This window comes from Klebsiella quasivariicola (genome assembly GCF_002269255.1).
Classification (GTDB): domain Bacteria; phylum Pseudomonadota; class Gammaproteobacteria; order Enterobacterales; family Enterobacteriaceae; genus Klebsiella; species Klebsiella quasivariicola.
Map to the genome: position 1 here is coordinate 78,483 of NZ_CP022823.1, position 17,686 is coordinate 96,168.

A 17,686-nucleotide genomic window follows, 5' to 3' on the forward strand; every position below is an offset into this window, starting at 1 on the left:
ACGGAAAAAAACAATGACAGTCAGGACGGACAGGGGTGATGAGGATGAAATTACGTTTACGGGCCGCCGCCGCAGTGATGCTGGCGGGTCTGGTACTGGTCGGCTGCGACCAAAAGGGGAATGACGCAAAGCACATTAAGGTCGGCGTGATTAACGGCGCCGAGCAGGATGTGGCGGAAGTGGCGAAGAAGGTGGCCAAAGAGAAGTACGGTCTGGAGGTCGAGCTGGTGGGGTTCAGCGGCTCGCTGCTGCCTAACGAATCAACTAACGCCGGCGATCTGGACGCCAACGTCTTCCAGCATCGGCCTTTCCTCGCGCAGGACAACAAAGCGCATAACTATCATCTGGTGGCGGTCGGCAATACCTTCGTCTTCCCGATGGCCGGCTATTCCCGCAAGATCAAGTCAGTCGCCGAACTGAAAGACGGCGCGACGATCGCCATCCCCAACGATCCGACCAACCTCGGACGGGCGCTGCTGCTGCTGCAAAAAGAGAAGCTGATTACCTTAAAAGGCGGCACCGGCCTGCTGCCGACGGCGGTGGATATCACCGACAACCCGCATAACCTGAAGATTATGGAGCTGGAAGGGGCGCAACTGCCGCGCGTGCTCGACGATCCCAAAGTCGACGTGGCCATCATCAGCACCACCTACCTGCAGCAAACCGGGCTGTCGCCGGTTCGCGACGGCATCTTTATCGAAGATAAAAACTCGCCCTACGTGAACATCATCGTGACCCGGGAAGACAACAAAGACGCGGAAAACGTGAAAGAGTTTATGCAGTCGTACCAGTCGCCGGAGGTGGCGAAGGCGGCGGAGACTATCTTCAACGGCGGCGCGGTGCCAGGCTGGTAAGCCAACACACAGGGAGAGGCGCGTATGGTACGCCAACGGCAGGCCGACCTGCTGCTGATTGCCGCGACGGTGATTGCCGCCTGCGGCTGGATATTTTCCCGCGAGGCGATCGCCGGCATGCCGGTATTCGCGTTTCTTGGGCTGCGCTTTTTCTTCGCCGCGCTGCTTCTGCTGCCGTTCTGTCGTGGTTATCGCCCGGAAAAGCCGCACTGGCCAAAGCTCATCATCAGCGGACTCTGGTTTGCCCTCAACCTCTGCCTGTGGATCTATTCGGTCTCCACGACGGCGTCGCTCGGCGAAGGGGCCTTTATCATGAGCCTGTCGATGCTGTTCGTCCCGCTGACCGCGTGGGTGATGATGAAGGTGCGCCCGCCGCGCGCCTGGTGGGAGTGCCTGCCGATCGCGGTGGTGGGCCTGGGGCTGCTCAGCCTGCATATGCCAATAGTGTTTCACCCCAGCCAGGGCTGGTTTTTGCTGACCGCGCTGGTGCAGTCGATCTGGTTCTGTTACACCAGCCGCTGTGCGCGTGAAGTGCCGCTGATCCCCCTGACCACCGTGCAGCTGGCGATCACCGGTATCGTCGGGTTGACCATCTCCGCTGCCGTTGAACGCTGGGACCAGCCGATGACCCTGCCGACCCTCGGCTGGCTGGTGGCCAGTATTGTCATCGCCACTAGCCTGCGCTTCGGCCTGCAGATGAAGGGGCAGAAGTACGCGGCGGTGGCCAGCGCGGCCATCATTATGGTGATCGAGCCGCTGCTGACGGTGATTGCCGCCGCGCTGTGGTACGGCGAACAGCTGCCGCTACAGAAGATTATCGGCGGCGTGCTGATCCTGGTGGCCCAGCTGTGGTTCCGCTGGCGGATGCTTAAGCCGTAAGCGGGCCGGTTCGCCGCTGCGCCATCAGCTGCAGCAGCGGCACCAGCGACAGCCCGTCCGGCATTTCGCCGCGGGCGATCAGCTGGTTTATCTCGTCGAAGGTAAACCAGCCGGTTTCCATCACCTCATCCTGATCCGCGTCCATACCGACCCAACGTAAACCGGTGGCCAGCCAGGTGATAAACAGCTGATCGCTGCTGCCGTAGGAGGGGTTAAAGCGAATGATCTCCTCGACGCGCTGCGCCTGCCAGCCGGTCTCTTCCCGCAGCTCGCGCAGCGCGGCGACCGCCGGGTCTTCCCCTTCATCGACGCCGCCAGAGGGGATCGCCCACACCACCTGATCGATCAGATAGCGGTAGTGGCGAATCAGCAGTACTTTCTCATCCTGGATAGCCACAATCCCCACCGCCGGGCGCGGGTAATGAATGGAATAAAAGTCGCGGCGCTCGCCGGAGGCGACATCAATCCCCACCTTACGCATGCTGAACCACGGCGTCTCGGCGATGACCTGCGGGTCGTGCATATCGGCGGCGGTCAGTTTCTTTTTCATCGTGCCACTCCTGTCAAAAATTGAGCCTTAAGAACAACATAGCCGGAGGCGGATGGCAACTGCCGCAGGTTGGCCCGATTTCATCGATCATTGTCCAAATGCCCCTGTTGAGCCAGGCTAGTACTCAGTACGATGTTCGTCAGATGACCCCACTGAGGAACACCAACATGAACATCACCCACATCCGTAATGCGACCCAGAGGATTGACTACGCCGGGAAAAGATTTCTCATCGACCCGATGCTGGCTGACAAGGGCGCCTGGCCAGGTTTTCCTGGCACTGCGCGCAGCGAGCTGCGCAATCCGCTGGTTGAGCTGCCGTTTTCCCGCGATAAAATTATCGACGTTGATGCGGTGATCGTCACCCATACCCATGACGATCACTGGGACGCGGCGGCGATCGCCGCGATCCCGAAAACCCTGCCGGTGTTCGTCCAGCATGAGGCCGACGCCGCGCTGCTGCGCAGCCAGGGATTTCAGGATCTGCGCCTGCTGTCGGCAGACAGCGAATTTGCCGGCGTGCGCCTGCAGAAAACCACCTCCGGCCAACACGGCAGCGACCGTACCTACGCGGTGCCGGCGATGGCTGAGCGCCTGGGAGAAGCCTGCGGCGTGGTGTTTCGCCATCCGCAGGAGAAGACGCTGTGGCTGATGGGGGATACCATCTGGCGTGATGACATTGCAGCCGACCTGCTGAAGCTGCGCCCGGACGTGGTGGTCCTCAACGCTGGCTACGCCCACGTCATCGGCTTTGGCCCGATAATCATGGGCAAGGAAGATCTCCTGAACGTGCACTTCGCCCTGCCGGAAGCGGAAATCATGGCTATCCACCTCGAGGCGGTCAACCACTGTCTGGTGAGCCGGGAAGAGATGCGCCAGTATGCGGTGGATAATCAGATTGCCGATGTGGTGAGTATCCCGCAGGATGGGGAAACCGTGGTTTATTAACATACGCAAGGGGAAAGGACGATGAAACTCACCGACGTGGCGATTGTCGCTGTAGAGGGCTTTAGCCCGTTTCACTACGCCGTCCCCTGCATGCTGTTTGGCGATTCGGTCTCTGAAATCAAACGCTTTCATCTGCACATTTGCGCCGAGCGGCCGGGGCTGCTGCGCGCCCGCGATGGTTTTGCGCTGTACGCCACCGGCGATTTCGCCGCGCTGGAACAGGCGGATATCGTGGTGGTGCCTTACTGGGGCGAGGTCGATCGGCGTCCGCCGCAGGCACTGCTTGATAGCCTGGTGCGCGCCCGGGATCACGGCGCGCAAATCGTCGGCCTGTGTCTCGGCGCGTTCGTTCTCGGCTACGCCGGGCTGCTGGACGGCAGGCGAGCGGCGACCCACTGGGAGTTCGAGCAGGATTTCCAGCGCCGGTTTCCGCAGGTGCAACTGGATATCAATGCCCTGTATGTCGATGACCAGCGAGTGATCACCTCGGCGGGCACCGCGGCGGCGCTGGACTGTTGCCTGTACCTCATCCGCCAGCGTTTCGGCAGCCTCGCGGCCAACCAGATCGCCCGGCGGATGATTGTTTCGCCGCACCGCGAAGGCGGCCAGGCGCAGTTTATCGCCCAGCCGGTGCCGAAAAACACCCGCGATGCGCGGATTAACTGCCTGCTGGATTATCTCCAGCAGCATATTGCCGAGCCGCACAGTCTCGATTCGCTGGCCCGGGTGGTGGCGATGAGCCGCCGTACCCTGACCCGCCACTTCGCCCGGGCGACCGGGATGAGCATTACCGACTGGCTGACCGCCGAACGTCTGCGCCGCAGCCAGACTCTGCTTGAGGCGGGCGATCTGCCGGTCGAGCAGGTGGCGGAGGCGGTGGGCTATCTTTCAGCGGTCACCTGGCGCCAGCAGTTTAAGGCGCGCTTTGGCGTCAGCCCGACGGAGTGGCGGCGCACCTTTCGTCGCGGCGCTTAGCCGGCGAGGGTCGCACTGTCGATCACGAAGCGGTATTTCACGTCACCCTTGACCATTCTTTCCCAGGCTTCGTTGATCTCATCGCCGCGGATCAGCTCGATATCGGCGACGATGCCGTGTTCGGCGCAGAAGTCGAGCATCTCCTGAGTTTCCGGAATACCGCCGATCATCGAGCCGGCAATCGACCGGCGGCGGAAGATCAGATTGAACACTTCCGGCGACGGATGCGGCGTGGCCGGAGCGCCTACGAGGGTCATGGTGCCATCGCGTTTCAGCAGCGTGGTGAAGGCATCGAGATTGTGCGGCGCCGCCACGGTGTTGAGGATAAAATCGAAGCTTTTGACGTGGGCCGCCATTTCGTCGTCGTTGCGCGACACCACCACGTCATCGGCGCCCAGCGCTCTGGCCGCATTACGCTTGGATTCGGAGGTGGTAAAGGCCACCACGTGGGCCCCCATGGCGTGGGCCAACTTGATCCCCATATGCCCGAGGCCGCCGATGCCGACCACGCCGACTTTTTTACCCGGCCCGACGTGCCAGTGGCGCAGCGGCGAGTATGTCGTGATCCCGGCGCACAGCAGCGGCGCGACGGCGGCCAGCTGCGCTTCGGGATGGGTTATCCGCAGCACGTAGCGTTCATTAACCACAATCTGCTGGGAATAGCCGCCCAGCGTGTGGCCCGGTGCGTCCTGGGTCGGGCCGTTATAGGTCAGCACCATGTGGTCGCAGTAGTTCTCCAGCCCCTCGGCGCACTCTTCACACTGTTGACAGCTATCGACCATGCAGCCGACGCCCACCAGATCGCCGACGGCGTAGCGCGAGACGGCATCGCCAACCGCGGTCACCCGGCCCACAATCTCATGGCCCGGTACGCAGGGATACAGCGTCCCGGCCCATTCCGATCGCGCCTGGTGGAGATCGGAGTGGCAGACGCCGCAGTAAGCGATGGCGATCTGTACATCCTGCGGCCCCGGGTCGCGGCGGGTGATGGCCATTGATTCCAGCGGCTGGCTGGCGGAGTAGGTACCAATAGCGTTGATCAGCATAGCGAAACCTCTACTTGATGAATTGTTTGCGTGGAACGGAAGATGGACGCGGCTGGTGAGTGGCATCGATAAGCGTAGCCTGGAGTGGGCGAGATGCGAGGGGGAAAGCGGTAGAGAAACCCTCAGGCGCGGCGTGAGCCAGCGCAGTAAATAATAAGGTGGCCTTATCTTTATCGTCGCTAAGCCTTATAGGTAATTACGGCAAATAGTATTATTTATTCCTGTAGAATAGAGATAAATAGTTATTACAGATAATGATGCTTACACTCTTTTTATCCCCGTAACGTCTTGTCTTTTATTCGTTATTTCACCTGTTGATACTATGATTCACAACGAATCACTTTTTCAACCTGACCGATGGCATAAAACCATGTCGATACCTGCAGCCAGCCTCTCTACCGACCAGGCGTTACCGTCATTTTATTACGGAAGACAGACAAAGCCGCTATTCGCGGTGGAGTCCTTGGTATCTGCGTTCCGGCCCGCCAGCTCACCCTTTGCGCTGCCGCGATCGACCTATTATCGTTTTCCGCCGACCCAGGCTGAATCCGGATTAATTCTGCTCGAAGAGGGAATTGCCTCGCTATGCCATGCGGAAAACAACATGGTGATATCAACGATATTTTCCCCTTCGCTATTGGGATTAATCGATGGTTACGGCGTCTTTAACGGTATTCCGGAAAAACACCACTGCTCTCTGTTTGCTGAGACAGATTTGCGCGGACACTGGATAGGGCATCAGGCCGCGGTCGAGATCCTCAATGAGAAGAACCTGTGGCAGGATATGGCCCATGTTCTGGCGCAGCGGCTGATGGTGTTGAGCATGCGTTCGCAGGAGATGATGGGGGTGGATTCTTATCTGATGGTGCGAACCCTGCTAACAGAGCTGGCGGACTACCCGGAGGCATATCGTCGCCAAATCAACGTCCTGAGCTTTATTCAGCGCCGTACCAACTTGTCGCGTAGCCGCATTATGTCGATTCTGTCGGAGCTGCGCAAAGGCGACTATATTACGATCCATCGCGGCGTACTGAGGAGCATCGCCCACCCACTTCCCGCCCACTTTTAAGCCCGTGAGACGGAGGGGCGTGATTTTCCACCCCTCGTCAGCCGGCTGGCTAAGGCTCAATCGCCGTCAGGTAGTCCAGCCGCAGCGGCTCAGCCAGCAGGGACTCCATCTGCGTAATAAACGCCTGAAAATAGGGCATCGCGATATGGGCATCGAGGGCATCCTGCCCTTGCCACGCCTCGCGCATATAGAAGGTGTCCGGCGCGTCGCGCAGCTGAAACAGGGCGTAGTCGAGATTGCCCGGCTCCTGTCTTGTCGGCAGGAGCAGCGCCTGCAGGGCCTGGCGCAGGGCATCCGTCTGGCCCGGTTTTGCTTTGAGCACGGCGATAAGCGATATCATCTTAAAACCCCTCCAGCACGATCTTGCCGACGGCGCGCCCGGTTTCCAGCTGGCGATGCGCTTTCTGCAGATTGGCGGCGGTGATGGCGCCGTAGTGTTCGCCGAGGGTGGTTTTGATCGTGTGGCTGTCGATCAGCGCCGCCACGCGGGTGAGCAACTGATGCTGGGCGATCATATCATCCGTCTCAAACATTGAACGGGTGAACATAAATTCCCAGTGCAGGGACAGGCTTTTCGCTTTCAGCGGCACCACGTCCAGGGTTTCCGGATCGTCAATTAGCGCCAGCTTGCCCTGCGGGGCGAGAGCTTCAATTAGCGCTTTGAAGTGCTGCCCGGTGTTGGTCAGGCTGGCGACATGGGTCACCGACGTGATGCCAATGCGCGCCAGCTCGTCGGCGAGCGGCTTGCTGTGATCGATCACATGGTGCGCGCCCGCCTCCCGGACCCATTGCTGGCTTTCCGGACGCGAGGCGGTGCCAATCACCGTCATGCCGGTCAGTTTACTGGCCAGTTGCGTCAGGATCGACCCCACACCCCCCGCCGCGCCGACGATCAGCAGCGTGTCGCCGGCATTGCCGCCTTCCTCAACGCCGAGACGGTGAAACAGCAACTCCCAGGCGGTGATAGCCGTCAACGGCAGCGCGGCGGCGGAGGCGTTATCGAGGGAGCGTGGTTTATGCGCCACCAGGCGCTCGTCCACCAGCTGATATTCGCTGTTGCTGCCCGACCGGCCCAGCGCTCCGGCGTACCAGACCTCATCGCCCGGAGCGAACAGCGTGACCTCCTCACCGACGGACTGCACCACGCCAACGGCATCCCAGCCCAGGACCCGCGGCGTGTCGCCCTGGAATCCCGCGCGCACTTTGGTGTCCACCGGGTTGACTGAGATGGCTTTCACGGCGACCAGCAGGTCATGCCCCTGGGCGGTGGGGACCGGCAGGTCGATCTCCGTTAAAAACGGGATGTTGTTGTCGTCAGCGGCGGCTTGAGTAATGGCGATAGCTTTCATAACTGCTCCGGTCTGTGGTTCGGGTGAATGAAAAGATGACGCGATAGTAGACCGCTGCCGGGAGGGGAAAAATGGGCTAACGGCAATAACAGTTATATGCAGAAAGTGAAAATCAGCCCACCTGATAGAAATCGAGCATCACCCCCTCCTGGGTCCGGCCACCGGCGCAGATAAACAGCGAGGTGGTTAGCCAGCTGAGCGCCGATGTATCCACCTCGAAGGTGGGCACGGTGCGAAAATAGATGGCTTCTGGCGCAATATCGTTAAAAAAGCGCATATCGTCGGCGAAAAGCTGGTCATGGTACTGGGCCGGTACCCGGCGGATACCGTTGTTTTCCACATAGACCGTCCCGTCTTCCACTTGCAGGGCATAACGGGCGGACAGGCGGCAGGTGCCGTCGGGCTCGATAATCTGGCTATCGACGCCGCCGGGCAGCACGTGGCCGCGAAGTTGACCTGAGACGCTGCCGCCGACAATCGGGATCAGCTGGCGCTTACCGGTCTGCGGGCTACGGGAGACAATTATCGGTTTATCAACCTGGATGGTAATGGAAAAACAGTGTCTGAGTTCGGGGGTCATCATGGCTCTCCTGTTTCGATTAGCAACGGCACGCGGCCACCGCGCCAGTGTAACGGGTTTGCAAGAGACAAAATAACGCAGGGTTTGGATGAAAATGATTGGCTGGGATGATGAGTTTGGGGGGCTCAAGTTGGTATGGCGTGGCTTTGGGGGAGCAGAGGCAAACTGGCGGAAGATCACAGGAGTTGAACCTGCCCGGGACCGCTGGCGGCCCCAACTGGATTTGAAGTCCAGCCACCTCACCGGAGATGACGATCTTCCGCGCCTCGATTGCTACATGGAGGCGGGGCGCATTATAGCTACTTTCAGCCGTTTACCACATACCTGAATGCACTTTTTTACTGTGAAAACTGGACTTTACAGAACAGTCCTGGACAAATCCTCACAAAATCCGTGAGTTACACTTTTTCACTCCCTGATTCCCTACCACGATCACAGAAAACAAGAAACGTAATCTGATAACGAGATATCGCAATTCATCTTACCGCGACAAAGGGTTACAAAAATCGTAACCGGTACCAACCCTCGGTGCCGCTAAGGGAATAGTGCGCATATGAAAGATCATATTTTGTCCGTCAAAGAGAAAATTGGTTATGGCATGGGTGATGCCGCCAGCCACATTATTTTTGATAACGTCATGTTGTACATGATGTTTTTCTACACAGATATTTTCGGTATCCCTGCCGGCTTTGTTGGCACCATGTTCCTGCTGGCGCGCGCGCTGGACGCGATTTCCGACCCGTGCATGGGCCTGCTTGCCGACCGTACCCGCAGCCGCTGGGGTAAGTTCCGTCCGTGGATCCTCTTCGGCGCTATCCCGTTCGGCCTCGTCTGCGTGCTGGCCTACAGCTCGCCGGATTTAAGCCACAACGGCAAGCTGATCTACGCCGCCGTGACCTACACGCTGCTGACCCTGCTCTACACCGTGGTGAATATCCCCTACTGCGCGCTCGGCGGCGTGATCACCGATAACCCGACGCAGCGCATCTCGCTGCAGTCCTGGCGCTTCGTGCTGGCGACGGCGGGCGGCATGCTCTCCACCGTGCTGATGATGCCGCTGGTCAACTTTATCGGCGGCGAAGACAAAGCGCTCGGCTTCCAGGGGGGTATCGCGGTGCTGTCGGTGATTGCCTTCCTGATGCTGGCTTTCTGCTTCTTTACCACCAAAGAGCGTGTCGAAGCGCCGCCGAGCAGTACCTCGATGCGCGAAGATCTGCGCGATATCTGGCGCAATGACCAGTGGCGGGTGGTCGGCGTGCTCACCATCCTCAATATTCTCGCGGTCTGCGTTCGCGGCGGTGCGATGATGTACTACACCACCTGGATCATGGGCTCGGCGGCGCTGTTCACCGTCTTCCTCACCACCTACTGCGTGGGCAACCTGATTGGCTCTGCACTGGCGAAACCGCTGACCGACTGGAAATGCAAAGTCAGCGTCTTCTGGTGGACCAACGCCCTCCTGGCGGTGCTCAGCGTGGCGATGTTCTTCGTACCGATGGACGCCGAAATCACCATGTTTGTCTTTATCTTCGTCATTGGCGTACTGCACCAGCTGGTGACGCCAATCCAGTGGGTGATGATGTCCGACACCGTCGATTACGGCGAATGGTGTAACGGCAAACGCCTGACCGGCATCAGCTTCGCCGGCACCCTGTTTGTGCTCAAGCTGGGCCTGGCGCTGGGCGGCGCGCTGATCGGCTGGATGCTGGCCGGCGGCGGCTATGACGCCGCCGCTAAAACCCAGAACAGCGCCACCCTCACGATTATTATCGCCTTGTTCACCCTCGTTCCGGCGGTGTGCTACCTGTTGAGCGCGGTGATCGCCAAACGCTACTACACGCTAAAAACGCCGTTCCTGAAAAAAATGATGGCCGAGCTGGCCGAGGGCGCGCGTCGCAACGAACAAGACTTCACCGCAGCCCCGATCGACAAAGAATGGCAAAACTAAGAGGACGTTTTAATGAAAATCAGTGATGGAAACTGGCTCATTCAACCAGGGCTCAACCTGATCCAACCCGTACAGGTTTACGAGGTTGAGCAGCAGGGGAATGAAATGGTGGTTTATGCCGCGCCGCGCGATGTCCGCGAACGCGCCTGGCAGCTGGATACGCCATTGTTCACCCTGCGCTTTTTCTCGCCTCAGGAAGGGATAATCGGCGTGCGCATGGAGCACTTCCAGGGCGCGCTGGATAACGGTCCGCACTATCCGCTGAACGTGCAGAAAGACGTCCATGTCGAAATAGAAAATACGGCCGAGTTCGCCGAGCTGAAAAGCGGCAGCCTCAGCGTGCGGGTGACTAAAGGTGAATTCTGGGCGCTGGATTTTCTGCGCGACGGCGTGCGTATCACCGGTAGCCAGCTGAAAAACAACGGCTACGTGCAGGATAGCAAGACCCAGCGCAACTACATGTTCGAGCGCCTCGACCTCGGCGTCGGCGAAACCGTCTATGGCCTCGGCGAGCGCTTTACCGCGCTGGTGCGCAACGGCCAGACGGTAGAAACCTGGAACGAAGACGGCGGCACCAGCACCGAGCAATCTTACAAAAATATCCCGTTCTACCTGACCAACCGCGGCTACGGCGTGCTGGTGAATCATCCGCAGCGCGTCTCTTTCGAGGTGGGTTCGGAGAAAGTCTCTAAAGTCCAGTTCAGCGTTGAGGGCGAATACCTCGAGTACTTCGTGATCGACGGCCCGACGCCGAAAGCGGTGCTTAACCGCTATACCCAGTTCACCGGCCGCCCGGCGCTGCCGCCGGCATGGTCGTTCGGTCTGTGGCTGACGACCTCGTTCACCACCAACTATGACGAAGCGACGGTGAATAGCTTTATCGACGGCATGGCCGAGCGCCATCTGCCGCTGCACGTCTTCCACTTCGACTGCTTCTGGATGAAGGCCTTCCAGTGGTGCGATTTTGAATGGGATCCGCAGACCTTCCCGGACCCGGAGGGGATGATCAAGCGCCTGAAGGCGAAAGGGCTGAAGGTCTGCGTGTGGATCAACCCGTACATCGGCCAGCGTTCGCCGGTGTTCAAGGAGCTGAAAGAGAAGGGCTACCTGCTGAAGCGCCCGGACGGTTCGCTGTGGCAGTGGGATAAGTGGCAGCCGGGGCTGGCGATTTATGACTTCACCAACCCGGAAGCCTGCCAGTGGTACGCCGACAAACTAAAAGGCCTGGTGGCGATGGGGGTCGACTGCTTCAAGACCGACTTCGGCGAGCGTATCCCGACCGACGTGCAGTGGTTTGACGGTTCCGACTCGCAGAAAATGCACAACCACTACGCATTCATCTATAACGAGCTGGTGTGGAAGGTGCTGAAAGAGACCGTCGGCGAGCAGGAGGCGGTGCTGTTCGCCCGCTCCGCCTCGGTGGGCGCGCAGCAGTTCCCGGTGCACTGGGGCGGCGACTGCTACGCCAACTACGAATCGATGGCGGAAAGCCTGCGCGGCGGGCTGTCGATCGGCATGTCCGGCTTCGGCTTCTGGAGTCACGATATCGGCGGTTTCGAAAACACCGCACCGGCCCACGTTTATAAGCGCTGGTGCGCCTTTGGCCTGCTCTCCAGCCACAGCCGCCTGCACGGCAGCAAATCCTATCGTGTGCCGTGGGCCTACGACGAAGAGTCCTGTGACGTGGTGCGCCACTTCACGCAGTTGAAATGCCGCATGATGCCGTATCTCTATCGCCAGGCGGCGCTGGCCAACGAGTTCGGCACGCCGATGCTGCGCGCGATGATGCTCGAGTTCCCGGACGATCCGGCCTGCGACTATCTCGACCGTCAGTATATGCTCGGTGATTCGGTCCTGGTGGCGCCGGTGTTCTCCGAGGCTGGCGACGTGCGGTTTTATCTGCCGGAAGGGCGCTGGACGCACCTGTGGCATAACGATGAATTGCCGGGTAGCCGCTGGCATAAGCAGCGTCACGATGCGCTGAGCCTGCCGGTCTACGTTCGCGACAACACCCTGCTGGCGCTGGGCAACAACGACCAGAAACCCGATTACGCCTGGCATGAAGGCACCGCCTTCCAGCTGTTCCAGCTTGGCGATGGCAAGGAAACGGTCTGTCAGGTTCCGGCGGCCGACGGTTCCGCGATCTTCACCCTGAAGGCGAAGCGCCAGGGCAACACTATCACCGTCAGCGGTGAAGGCGAAGCCCGCGGCTGGACGCTGTGTCTGCGCAATATCCCGCAGATAGCGGGCGTGCAGGGTGGGACGCAGGCCGGCAGCGAATGGGGTGTGGCGGTGAGCGCCGAGGGCAATACGCTGACGATTACCCTGTAAAACACCATCTTAACGGCTGCAGCCCTCTTCGCCCGGCGGAGAGGGTTTTTTTATTCCATTTTTGTACAAAAAGTAACATTCATTTCATAGTGGTGACTCAGGCCGCAGACGCTGTCGCCGAACGGTGGTAGCGTATTCTGCCGCTGAGAGGAGCCCGCCATGGACTTAGAAAATATCTTTCGTGACGTGAAGCTAAGCAAAACGGAAATGACCGTGCTGCGTTTTATCCAGAACGACCCGGAGCAGTGTATCCGCCAGGGGATCCGCGCCGTGGCGGAGCAGTGCTACAGCAACCCCTCTTCACTGGTACGGTTGGCGAAAAAGCTTAAGTTCAGCGGCTGGCTGGAGCTGGTCTATTTCATCAAGTTCAATATCACCATGCCGAAGCTCGATGTCACCAACGATATCGACTATATGAGCATTCAGCCGGCGGAGGCGCTGACGCCGCTGCTGACAAGCCTCGCGCAGCAGCGCGTCCTGATCCACGGCAGCGGTTTTTCACAGCTGATTGCCCAGTATATTTATAACAAGTTTCTCGTCACCGGCGTCAACGCCAGCCTGGCGCTGTGGCCGGATTACGAAATTCTCGAACAGAAAAATGCTGCCTGCTTCGACTCCATCTGGATCATTTCCAAATCCGGGCGCAGCAGCTCAGCGCTCAACTGGGTAAAGGCTCTGGAAGGAAAGGAAATCAACCTGGTCTGCTTTACCGGCGATTATCAAAGCCCGCTGGCGCAGGCTGCGGATACGGCGTTTATTATTCACGACCCGCAGAAGTTCGACGATGATATTTACTGGAGCAACCCGTTTTTCGGCTACTGCATATTGGGCTTTGAGCGGTTGTTAAAAATGTGGTTTACAAGCGCACCTTGCACGATGTAGCCCTGCTAAGCGCAGCGCGAGCGGGGGAGCATTCCCGGATGGCGGCTGACGCCTTATCCGTATATGGACACCTCCCGTTATGCAAGTCATCTCTGCATTTTGTGTAACGGGGTAAGGTGCGTTCGTATATCCGGCCTCTCTTACGATACCGTCGTATCCGGGCCATGATGTTATCTGCGCATCTGTTTCCATTCGGGCTAGCGGCTTTGTTTTCCAGGGAGCCTTCGGATAAGTCGGAATGACAGATGCCGGTCTTACCTGTTACTCATCACACTTTGCTGACTGCACTCTCACGGCAGGTTATTGCTCTTTTACTGCATGGGTTACAGGCCGCCGGTTAACCGGCGGCCTGTAACCCATGGTAATCTTCTTCGCGGCTCAGTATCGCCCATGCTATTCGCGCATTCTTGTTCGCCAGCGCCACCGTCGCGATATTCCGGTTTCGCCTTTCCGATAACGCCTTCAGCCACTGGCTGCGTCTGTCGGTTTTATTCTGACACGCGTTCAGCACCGCACGCGCACCGTGGATTATCAGCGTCCGCAGGTAACTGTCTCCCCGTTTGCTGATAGACCCCAGCCGCGCTTTCCCGCCACTGGAGTGCTGCCGCGGGACCAGACCCAGATACGCCGCCATCTCCCGACCACTTTTGAACTGTCTGCCATCGCCGACCGCCGCCACCAGCGCACTGGCCACCACCGGCCCCATACCCTCTATCGCCAGCAGCCTTTTTATCCGGATATCATCCCGTGCTGACTGCTCAAGCCGCCTGTCATGGCGGGCGACCCGCTCATCCAGCATCTGCAGCTCTTCCGCCAGTTCGCTCAGCAGGCGGATAAAGCGGTCATCCCACAGCTCTTGTTGCGACAGTATCTCCGGCAATGCCTTACGTAGCTGCCTTATTCCCACCGGCAGTACCAGACCAAACTCACCCAGCAGTCCCCGCATCTCATTACTCAGGGCTGTCCGGGCGCGGACGAGCCGGGCCCGGACGCGGTGCTCTGCCTGCAGCGTCTGCTGCCGCTCTGTCTTCATGGCCACAAAGCGCATTCCGGGACGGCTGATAGCCTCGCAGATAGCTTCCGCGTCGTTGGCGTCATTCTTCTGCCCTTTAAGATAGGACTTGACCCGCTGAGGCGGGATAATGCGTACGGTATGCCCCATACGGGTCAGCTCGCGGGCCCAGTAGTGGGCGGCGCCGCAGGCTTCAATCCCGATAAGGCAGGGAGAGAGTTGAGAGAAAAAGGCGGTCATGCGGTCCCGGCGCAGGGTTTTACGCAGGACAACATGTTCATGGTGATCCACGGCATGTATCTGGAAGATATTTTTAGCCAGGTCGAGACCAATACGTTTAATATTCATGATGGACACCTCCTCCGGGGATCTGGGGTTAACACCTCAGTCTGGCACTTTGATGCCGTAAGGTGGGAGGTGTCCATCACATCGGGCTACCGGGTGATGTGGCTATTTTGTCGGGTGGCGGCTTACGCCTGACCCGACCTTGTATTATTCCTTTCGTGCAGAGAGAACCGGCCAGTTCTTTCTGCCATGCAGTCCGGATGCCGCACCCGACCTTAGATCCTCAAATCTGTGTCGTAGATAATTCGCACCGGACTGCGCTCCTCCACAAGTGATAAACCGAACAGTATCATGGACCGGAACACCCGGTACCCCGCATTTGCAAGGATGGTTACACCATGGAAAACAAACTCCACTTTATCGGCATTGATGTTGCCAAAGCTAAACTCGATGTCGATATGCTGCGCCCTGATGGCCGTCACCGCAGCAAGAAATTTGCCAACACCCCAAAAGGCCATAACGAGCTCGTCAGCTGGTTGTGCGGTCATCAGGTCAGCAATGCCCACGTCTGCATGGAAGCGACCGGGACGTATATGGAAGATGTCGCCGCTCATCTCTCTGACGCGGGGTATCTGGTCTCCATTATCAATCCGTTGCTCAGCAAAGCGTTCGTCCAGAGCCAGGGAATACGCAGCAAAACCGATACGGTGGATGCCCGCCAGCTGGCGTATTTTTGCCGGGAGAAACGCCCGGTGATATGGGAAGCCCCCCATCCGGTTGAGCGGGCCCTGCGGGCGCTGGTGCTGCGGCATCAGGCACTGACGGAAATGCATGTTCAGGAGCAGAACCGGCGGGAAAGTGCCCGTGAAGTTCAGTTGCCGAGTATCGACATGCACCTGCTGTGGCTGGAGACGGAACTGAAGCGTATCGAAAAGCAGATAAAAGACCTGACGGATGATGATCCGGATATGAAGCACCGTCGCAAACTGCTGGACAGTATCCCGGGGATCGGAGCGAAAACATCGGCGGTGTTGCTGGCTTACGTGGGGCTGAAAAACAGATTCCTGGAAGCGAGGCAGTTCGCGGCGTTCGCGGGTCTGACACCAAAGCAGCATGAATCAGGCAGCAGCATCCGGCGGGTGAGTCGGATGAGTAAAATGGGTCATATGTCGCTGCGCCGTGCGCTGTACATGCCGGCAATGGTGACGCTGTACAAGACAGAATGGGGTCGGATATTCAGGGAACGACTGGAGAAGAGCGGAAAAAATGCAAAGCTGATCATCGGTGCAATGATGCGGAAGCTGGCACAGGTGGCGTACGGGGTCCTGAAATCGGGACGCCCGTTCGATGCCACGCAGCATACGGAAAATGCTTGCATGGCATAACAGTATCTACATAAAATACAAACCGCTCCGTTCGTAGCCCCGCTAAGCGTAGCGCGAGCGGGGGAGCATTCCCGGATGGCGGCTGGCGCCTTATCCGGGCTACTCAATCGAGCGGGCTGTAGCCCCGCTAAGCGTAGCGCGAGCGGGGGATAGTTCCCGGATAGCGGCTGGCGCTTTATCAGGGCTACTCAATCAAGCGTGGACTCGCTACCGCCAGGCGGCGAACTGTTCATCGTCGAGGTAGGCCTCGACCAGGGTTTTTGCCAGCGAATATGAACCGATCAGCGGGTGCGCCATCAGCGCCCGCACCGCCAGCGACTTATCCTGCTGCAGGATCGCCGCCACCGCCAGCCGCTCATACTCTTTCACACAGGAAATCATATTCTTCTGCGCCACCGGCACGTTGACCGGCGTTACCGGCTTGAGGCCGTCCCGGCTCAGGTCGCAGCTGATCTCGATCACGTCGTCCGGGCGTAAAAAATCGAGCGTGCCATTATTCTGGATCGATACCACGATCCGCTTGGTGGTGGTGCTGTTCACCGCTTCCAGAATATCCAGCGCCACCCCGGCATAGCCGCCGGTGTCCGGCTCTTCGATAAACTGGCGCAGCGTCAGCGGTTCGCGGGTGTGGAATTTCTCCTGCTGCGACTCGTTTTGCATATAGCTGTTTTCCCGGCGCAGGTAATGCTGCATCCAGATGGTGAAGGCGGCTTCCGGCTGCGTTCTGGCATCCACGGTGCGCAGCGCCTCGCGCATCTCATGATTGATGCGGGCGATCTGCTCTCCGCGCGTCTCGCCGGCCTCCTGAATCGCCTTCAGCGCTAACTCTCGGTAGTAGTAATAATAGAGATATTCATTGAGCAGTTGATTATCGCAAAGCCGTACCAGCTCGGGTGAGAAGTACTGCATCGCCGTCTTCTGATACAGTTCCGGGCTGGCAATCAGCCGTTCAGTCACCTCTTCTCCGCGTACGGTGAAATGGGTAAACCATGAGAAATGGTTCAGCCCATAGCATTCCACGCTGAGGTCGCGCTCCTCACAGCCAAGGATCGCGGGCAGTTCACGAATTAGCTCGGAGGGAGCGTCGCAGATCCCATAGACCCGGCGCTTAAAGCCGGACTTGACGATCGCTTCTGTCACCAGGCCGGACGGGTTGGTAAAGTTAAACAGAATGGCGTCTTCGGCGGCATGTTCTTCGATCAGCCGGCAATAGCGAAGGATCGCCGGGATCGAGCGCATGGCCATGGCGAAACCGCCGGCGCCGGTGGTCTCCTGGCCGAGAGTGTTATGGGCAAGCGCAATGCGCTCGTCGCGAATGCGGCTTTCGTCACCGCCAACCCGCAAAGTGGTAATGATATAATTGGCGTTCTGCAGCGCCGCGACCGGGTCGGTGGCGGTACTAAACTGAATATCCGGGCGAATGGTATTAAATACATAGCGGGCAATTTCGCCAAATACCGCCAGATTATCAGCAGAGTTATCGAGAAAAACCACTTCTGTTAAACCAATGCGGTGAGCGTTATAGGCCAGAGATTTCGCTAAAAATGCAGAGCGAACGCCGCCCCCGCCTAATACGGTTAATTTCATACAAACT

The 17,686-nt window shown here is 58.8% G+C and carries 16 protein-coding genes and 1 tRNA gene; 9 read left to right on the forward strand and 8 right to left on the reverse strand.

Annotated features, from left to right (window positions below):
- The first annotated feature begins 44 nt into the window (after positions 1-44).
- Both nlpA and B8P98_RS00410 read left to right on the forward strand, forming a co-directional pair.
- A complete protein-coding gene (gene nlpA / locus B8P98_RS00405; RefSeq protein WP_095032638.1) occupies positions 45-854 on the forward strand; it encodes a lipoprotein NlpA in 810 nt (269 codons plus the stop codon).
- 24 nt (positions 855-878) lie between these two features.
- Positions 879-1,733, forward strand: coding sequence for a DMT family transporter (locus B8P98_RS00410; protein WP_095032639.1), 855 nt, complete (start codon positions 879-881; stop codon positions 1,731-1,733).
- Here the strand turns inward: B8P98_RS00410 and B8P98_RS00415 are convergent.
- Complete coding sequence (locus B8P98_RS00415; RefSeq protein ID WP_095032640.1) at positions 1,723-2,283, reverse strand: NUDIX domain-containing protein; 561 nt, start codon at positions 2,281-2,283, stop codon at positions 1,723-1,725. The genes B8P98_RS00410 and B8P98_RS00415 overlap by 11 nt on opposite strands.
- Before the next feature lie 167 nt (positions 2,284-2,450).
- On the opposite strand from B8P98_RS00415, the gene B8P98_RS00420 reads away from it, so the two are divergent.
- Both B8P98_RS00420 and B8P98_RS00425 read left to right on the forward strand, forming a co-directional pair.
- Positions 2,451-3,230 carry an MBL fold metallo-hydrolase gene (locus tag B8P98_RS00420; protein WP_095032641.1) on the forward strand — a complete coding sequence of 260 codons (780 nt, stop codon included), beginning with the start codon at positions 2,451-2,453 and terminating at the stop codon, positions 3,228-3,230.
- A gap of 21 nt (positions 3,231-3,251) precedes the next feature.
- Entirely contained in the window at positions 3,252-4,205 is a 954-nt protein-coding gene (locus B8P98_RS00425; RefSeq protein WP_095032642.1) for a GlxA family transcriptional regulator, read from the forward strand.
- On the opposite strand, the gene B8P98_RS00430 is transcribed toward B8P98_RS00425, so the two are convergent.
- Positions 4,202-5,251 carry an NAD(P)-dependent alcohol dehydrogenase gene (locus B8P98_RS00430; RefSeq protein WP_095032643.1) on the reverse strand — a complete coding sequence of 350 codons (1,050 nt, stop codon included), beginning with the start codon at positions 5,249-5,251 and terminating at the stop codon, positions 4,202-4,204. The genes B8P98_RS00425 and B8P98_RS00430 overlap by 4 nt on opposite strands.
- A 370-nt stretch (positions 5,252-5,621) precedes the next feature.
- On the opposite strand from B8P98_RS00430, the gene B8P98_RS00435 reads away from it, so the two are divergent.
- Positions 5,622-6,320, forward strand: a complete 699-nt coding sequence (locus B8P98_RS00435) for a winged helix-turn-helix transcriptional regulator (RefSeq protein ID WP_025713950.1) — start codon at positions 5,622-5,624, stop codon at positions 6,318-6,320.
- A 49-nt stretch (positions 6,321-6,369) separates the two neighbouring features.
- On the opposite strand, the gene B8P98_RS00440 is transcribed toward B8P98_RS00435, so the two are convergent.
- From B8P98_RS00440 to B8P98_RS00455, 4 genes are all read right to left on the reverse strand, one after another.
- Complete coding sequence (locus tag B8P98_RS00440; protein WP_025713949.1) at positions 6,370-6,660, reverse strand: putative quinol monooxygenase; 291 nt, start codon at positions 6,658-6,660, stop codon at positions 6,370-6,372.
- 1 nt (position 6,661) lies between these two features.
- The gene (locus B8P98_RS00445) at positions 6,662-7,669 is read right to left on the reverse strand and encodes a zinc-binding alcohol dehydrogenase family protein (RefSeq protein ID WP_080924171.1); all 1,008 of its coding nucleotides are present in this window, start codon (positions 7,667-7,669) and stop codon (positions 6,662-6,664) included.
- A gap of 112 nt (positions 7,670-7,781) precedes the next feature.
- Entirely contained in the window at positions 7,782-8,249 is a 468-nt protein-coding gene (locus B8P98_RS00450) for a DUF3237 domain-containing protein (protein WP_025713947.1), read from the reverse strand.
- A 166-nt stretch (positions 8,250-8,415) separates the two neighbouring features.
- Positions 8,416-8,510: transfer RNA gene (locus B8P98_RS00455), tRNA-Sec, on the reverse strand.
- A 292-nt stretch (positions 8,511-8,802) separates the two neighbouring features.
- Between B8P98_RS00455 and B8P98_RS00460 the strand changes: the two genes are divergently transcribed.
- The 3 genes from B8P98_RS00460 to B8P98_RS00470 all read left to right on the forward strand — a co-directional run bounded on the left by B8P98_RS00460 (position 8,803) and on the right by B8P98_RS00470 (position 13,410).
- On the forward strand, positions 8,803-10,197 hold the full coding sequence (locus B8P98_RS00460) for a glycoside-pentoside-hexuronide family transporter (RefSeq protein WP_025713946.1): 1,395 nt from the start codon (positions 8,803-8,805) through the stop codon (positions 10,195-10,197).
- A 12-nt stretch (positions 10,198-10,209) separates the two neighbouring features.
- The gene (gene yicI, locus B8P98_RS00465; protein ID WP_095032644.1) at positions 10,210-12,528 is read left to right on the forward strand and encodes an alpha-xylosidase; all 2,319 of its coding nucleotides are present in this window, start codon (positions 10,210-10,212) and stop codon (positions 12,526-12,528) included.
- Between the two features lie 159 nt (positions 12,529-12,687).
- Positions 12,688-13,410 carry a MurR/RpiR family transcriptional regulator gene (locus B8P98_RS00470; protein WP_095032645.1) on the forward strand — a complete coding sequence of 241 codons (723 nt, stop codon included), beginning with the start codon at positions 12,688-12,690 and terminating at the stop codon, positions 13,408-13,410.
- Positions 13,411-13,747: 337 nt separating this feature from the next.
- Here the strand turns inward: B8P98_RS00470 and B8P98_RS00475 are convergent, their stop codons facing one another.
- Complete coding sequence (locus tag B8P98_RS00475; RefSeq protein WP_095032646.1) at positions 13,748-14,770, reverse strand: IS110 family RNA-guided transposase; 1,023 nt, start codon at positions 14,768-14,770, stop codon at positions 13,748-13,750.
- A 335-nt stretch (positions 14,771-15,105) separates the two neighbouring features.
- Between B8P98_RS00475 and B8P98_RS00485 the strand changes: the two genes are divergently transcribed.
- Positions 15,106-16,092 carry an IS110 family RNA-guided transposase gene (locus B8P98_RS00485; protein WP_025714927.1) on the forward strand — a complete coding sequence of 329 codons (987 nt, stop codon included), beginning with the start codon at positions 15,106-15,108 and terminating at the stop codon, positions 16,090-16,092.
- Positions 16,093-16,299: 207 nt separating this feature from the next.
- Here B8P98_RS00485 and B8P98_RS00490 read toward each other — a convergent pair whose 3' ends face one another.
- Positions 16,300-17,679: a family 4 glycosyl hydrolase gene (locus tag B8P98_RS00490; protein WP_095032647.1), complete on the reverse strand. Its 1,380-nt coding sequence runs from the start codon at positions 17,677-17,679 to the stop codon at positions 16,300-16,302.
- Positions 17,680-17,686: the final 7 nt, after the last annotated feature.

What these genes read in the sequence shown, in the direction of transcription:
- B8P98_RS00440 (WP_025713949.1), bottom strand. Translation starts at nt 6,660, where the DNA reads ATGATATCGCTTATCGCCGTGCTCAAAGCAAAACCGGGCCAGACGGAT.
- B8P98_RS00435 (WP_025713950.1), top strand. Translation starts at nt 5,622, where the DNA reads ATGTCGATACCTGCAGCCAGCCTCTCTACCGACCAGGCGTTACCGTCA.
- B8P98_RS00485 (WP_025714927.1), top strand. Translation starts at nt 15,106, where the DNA reads ATGGAAAACAAACTCCACTTTATCGGCATTGATGTTGCCAAAGCTAAA.
- yicI (WP_095032644.1), top strand. Translation starts at nt 10,210, where the DNA reads ATGAAAATCAGTGATGGAAACTGGCTCATTCAACCAGGGCTCAACCTG.
- B8P98_RS00415 (WP_095032640.1), bottom strand. Translation starts at nt 2,283, where the DNA reads ATGAAAAAGAAACTGACCGCCGCCGATATGCACGACCCGCAGGTCATC.
- B8P98_RS00490 (WP_095032647.1), bottom strand. Translation starts at nt 17,679, where the DNA reads ATGAAATTAACCGTATTAGGCGGGGGCGGCGTTCGCTCTGCATTTTTA.
- B8P98_RS00450 (WP_025713947.1), bottom strand. Translation starts at nt 8,249, where the DNA reads ATGACCCCCGAACTCAGACACTGTTTTTCCATTACCATCCAGGTTGAT.
- nlpA (WP_095032638.1), top strand. Translation starts at nt 45, where the DNA reads ATGAAATTACGTTTACGGGCCGCCGCCGCAGTGATGCTGGCGGGTCTG.
- B8P98_RS00475 (WP_095032646.1), bottom strand. Translation starts at nt 14,770, where the DNA reads ATGAATATTAAACGTATTGGTCTCGACCTGGCTAAAAATATCTTCCAG.
- B8P98_RS00420 (WP_095032641.1), top strand. Translation starts at nt 2,451, where the DNA reads ATGAACATCACCCACATCCGTAATGCGACCCAGAGGATTGACTACGCC.
- B8P98_RS00460 (WP_025713946.1), top strand. Translation starts at nt 8,803, where the DNA reads ATGAAAGATCATATTTTGTCCGTCAAAGAGAAAATTGGTTATGGCATG.
- B8P98_RS00425 (WP_095032642.1), top strand. Translation starts at nt 3,252, where the DNA reads ATGAAACTCACCGACGTGGCGATTGTCGCTGTAGAGGGCTTTAGCCCG.
- B8P98_RS00470 (WP_095032645.1), top strand. Translation starts at nt 12,688, where the DNA reads ATGGACTTAGAAAATATCTTTCGTGACGTGAAGCTAAGCAAAACGGAA.
- B8P98_RS00410 (WP_095032639.1), top strand. Translation starts at nt 879, where the DNA reads ATGGTACGCCAACGGCAGGCCGACCTGCTGCTGATTGCCGCGACGGTG.
- B8P98_RS00430 (WP_095032643.1), bottom strand. Translation starts at nt 5,251, where the DNA reads ATGCTGATCAACGCTATTGGTACCTACTCCGCCAGCCAGCCGCTGGAA.
- B8P98_RS00445 (WP_080924171.1), bottom strand. Translation starts at nt 7,669, where the DNA reads ATGAAAGCTATCGCCATTACTCAAGCCGCCGCTGACGACAACAACATC.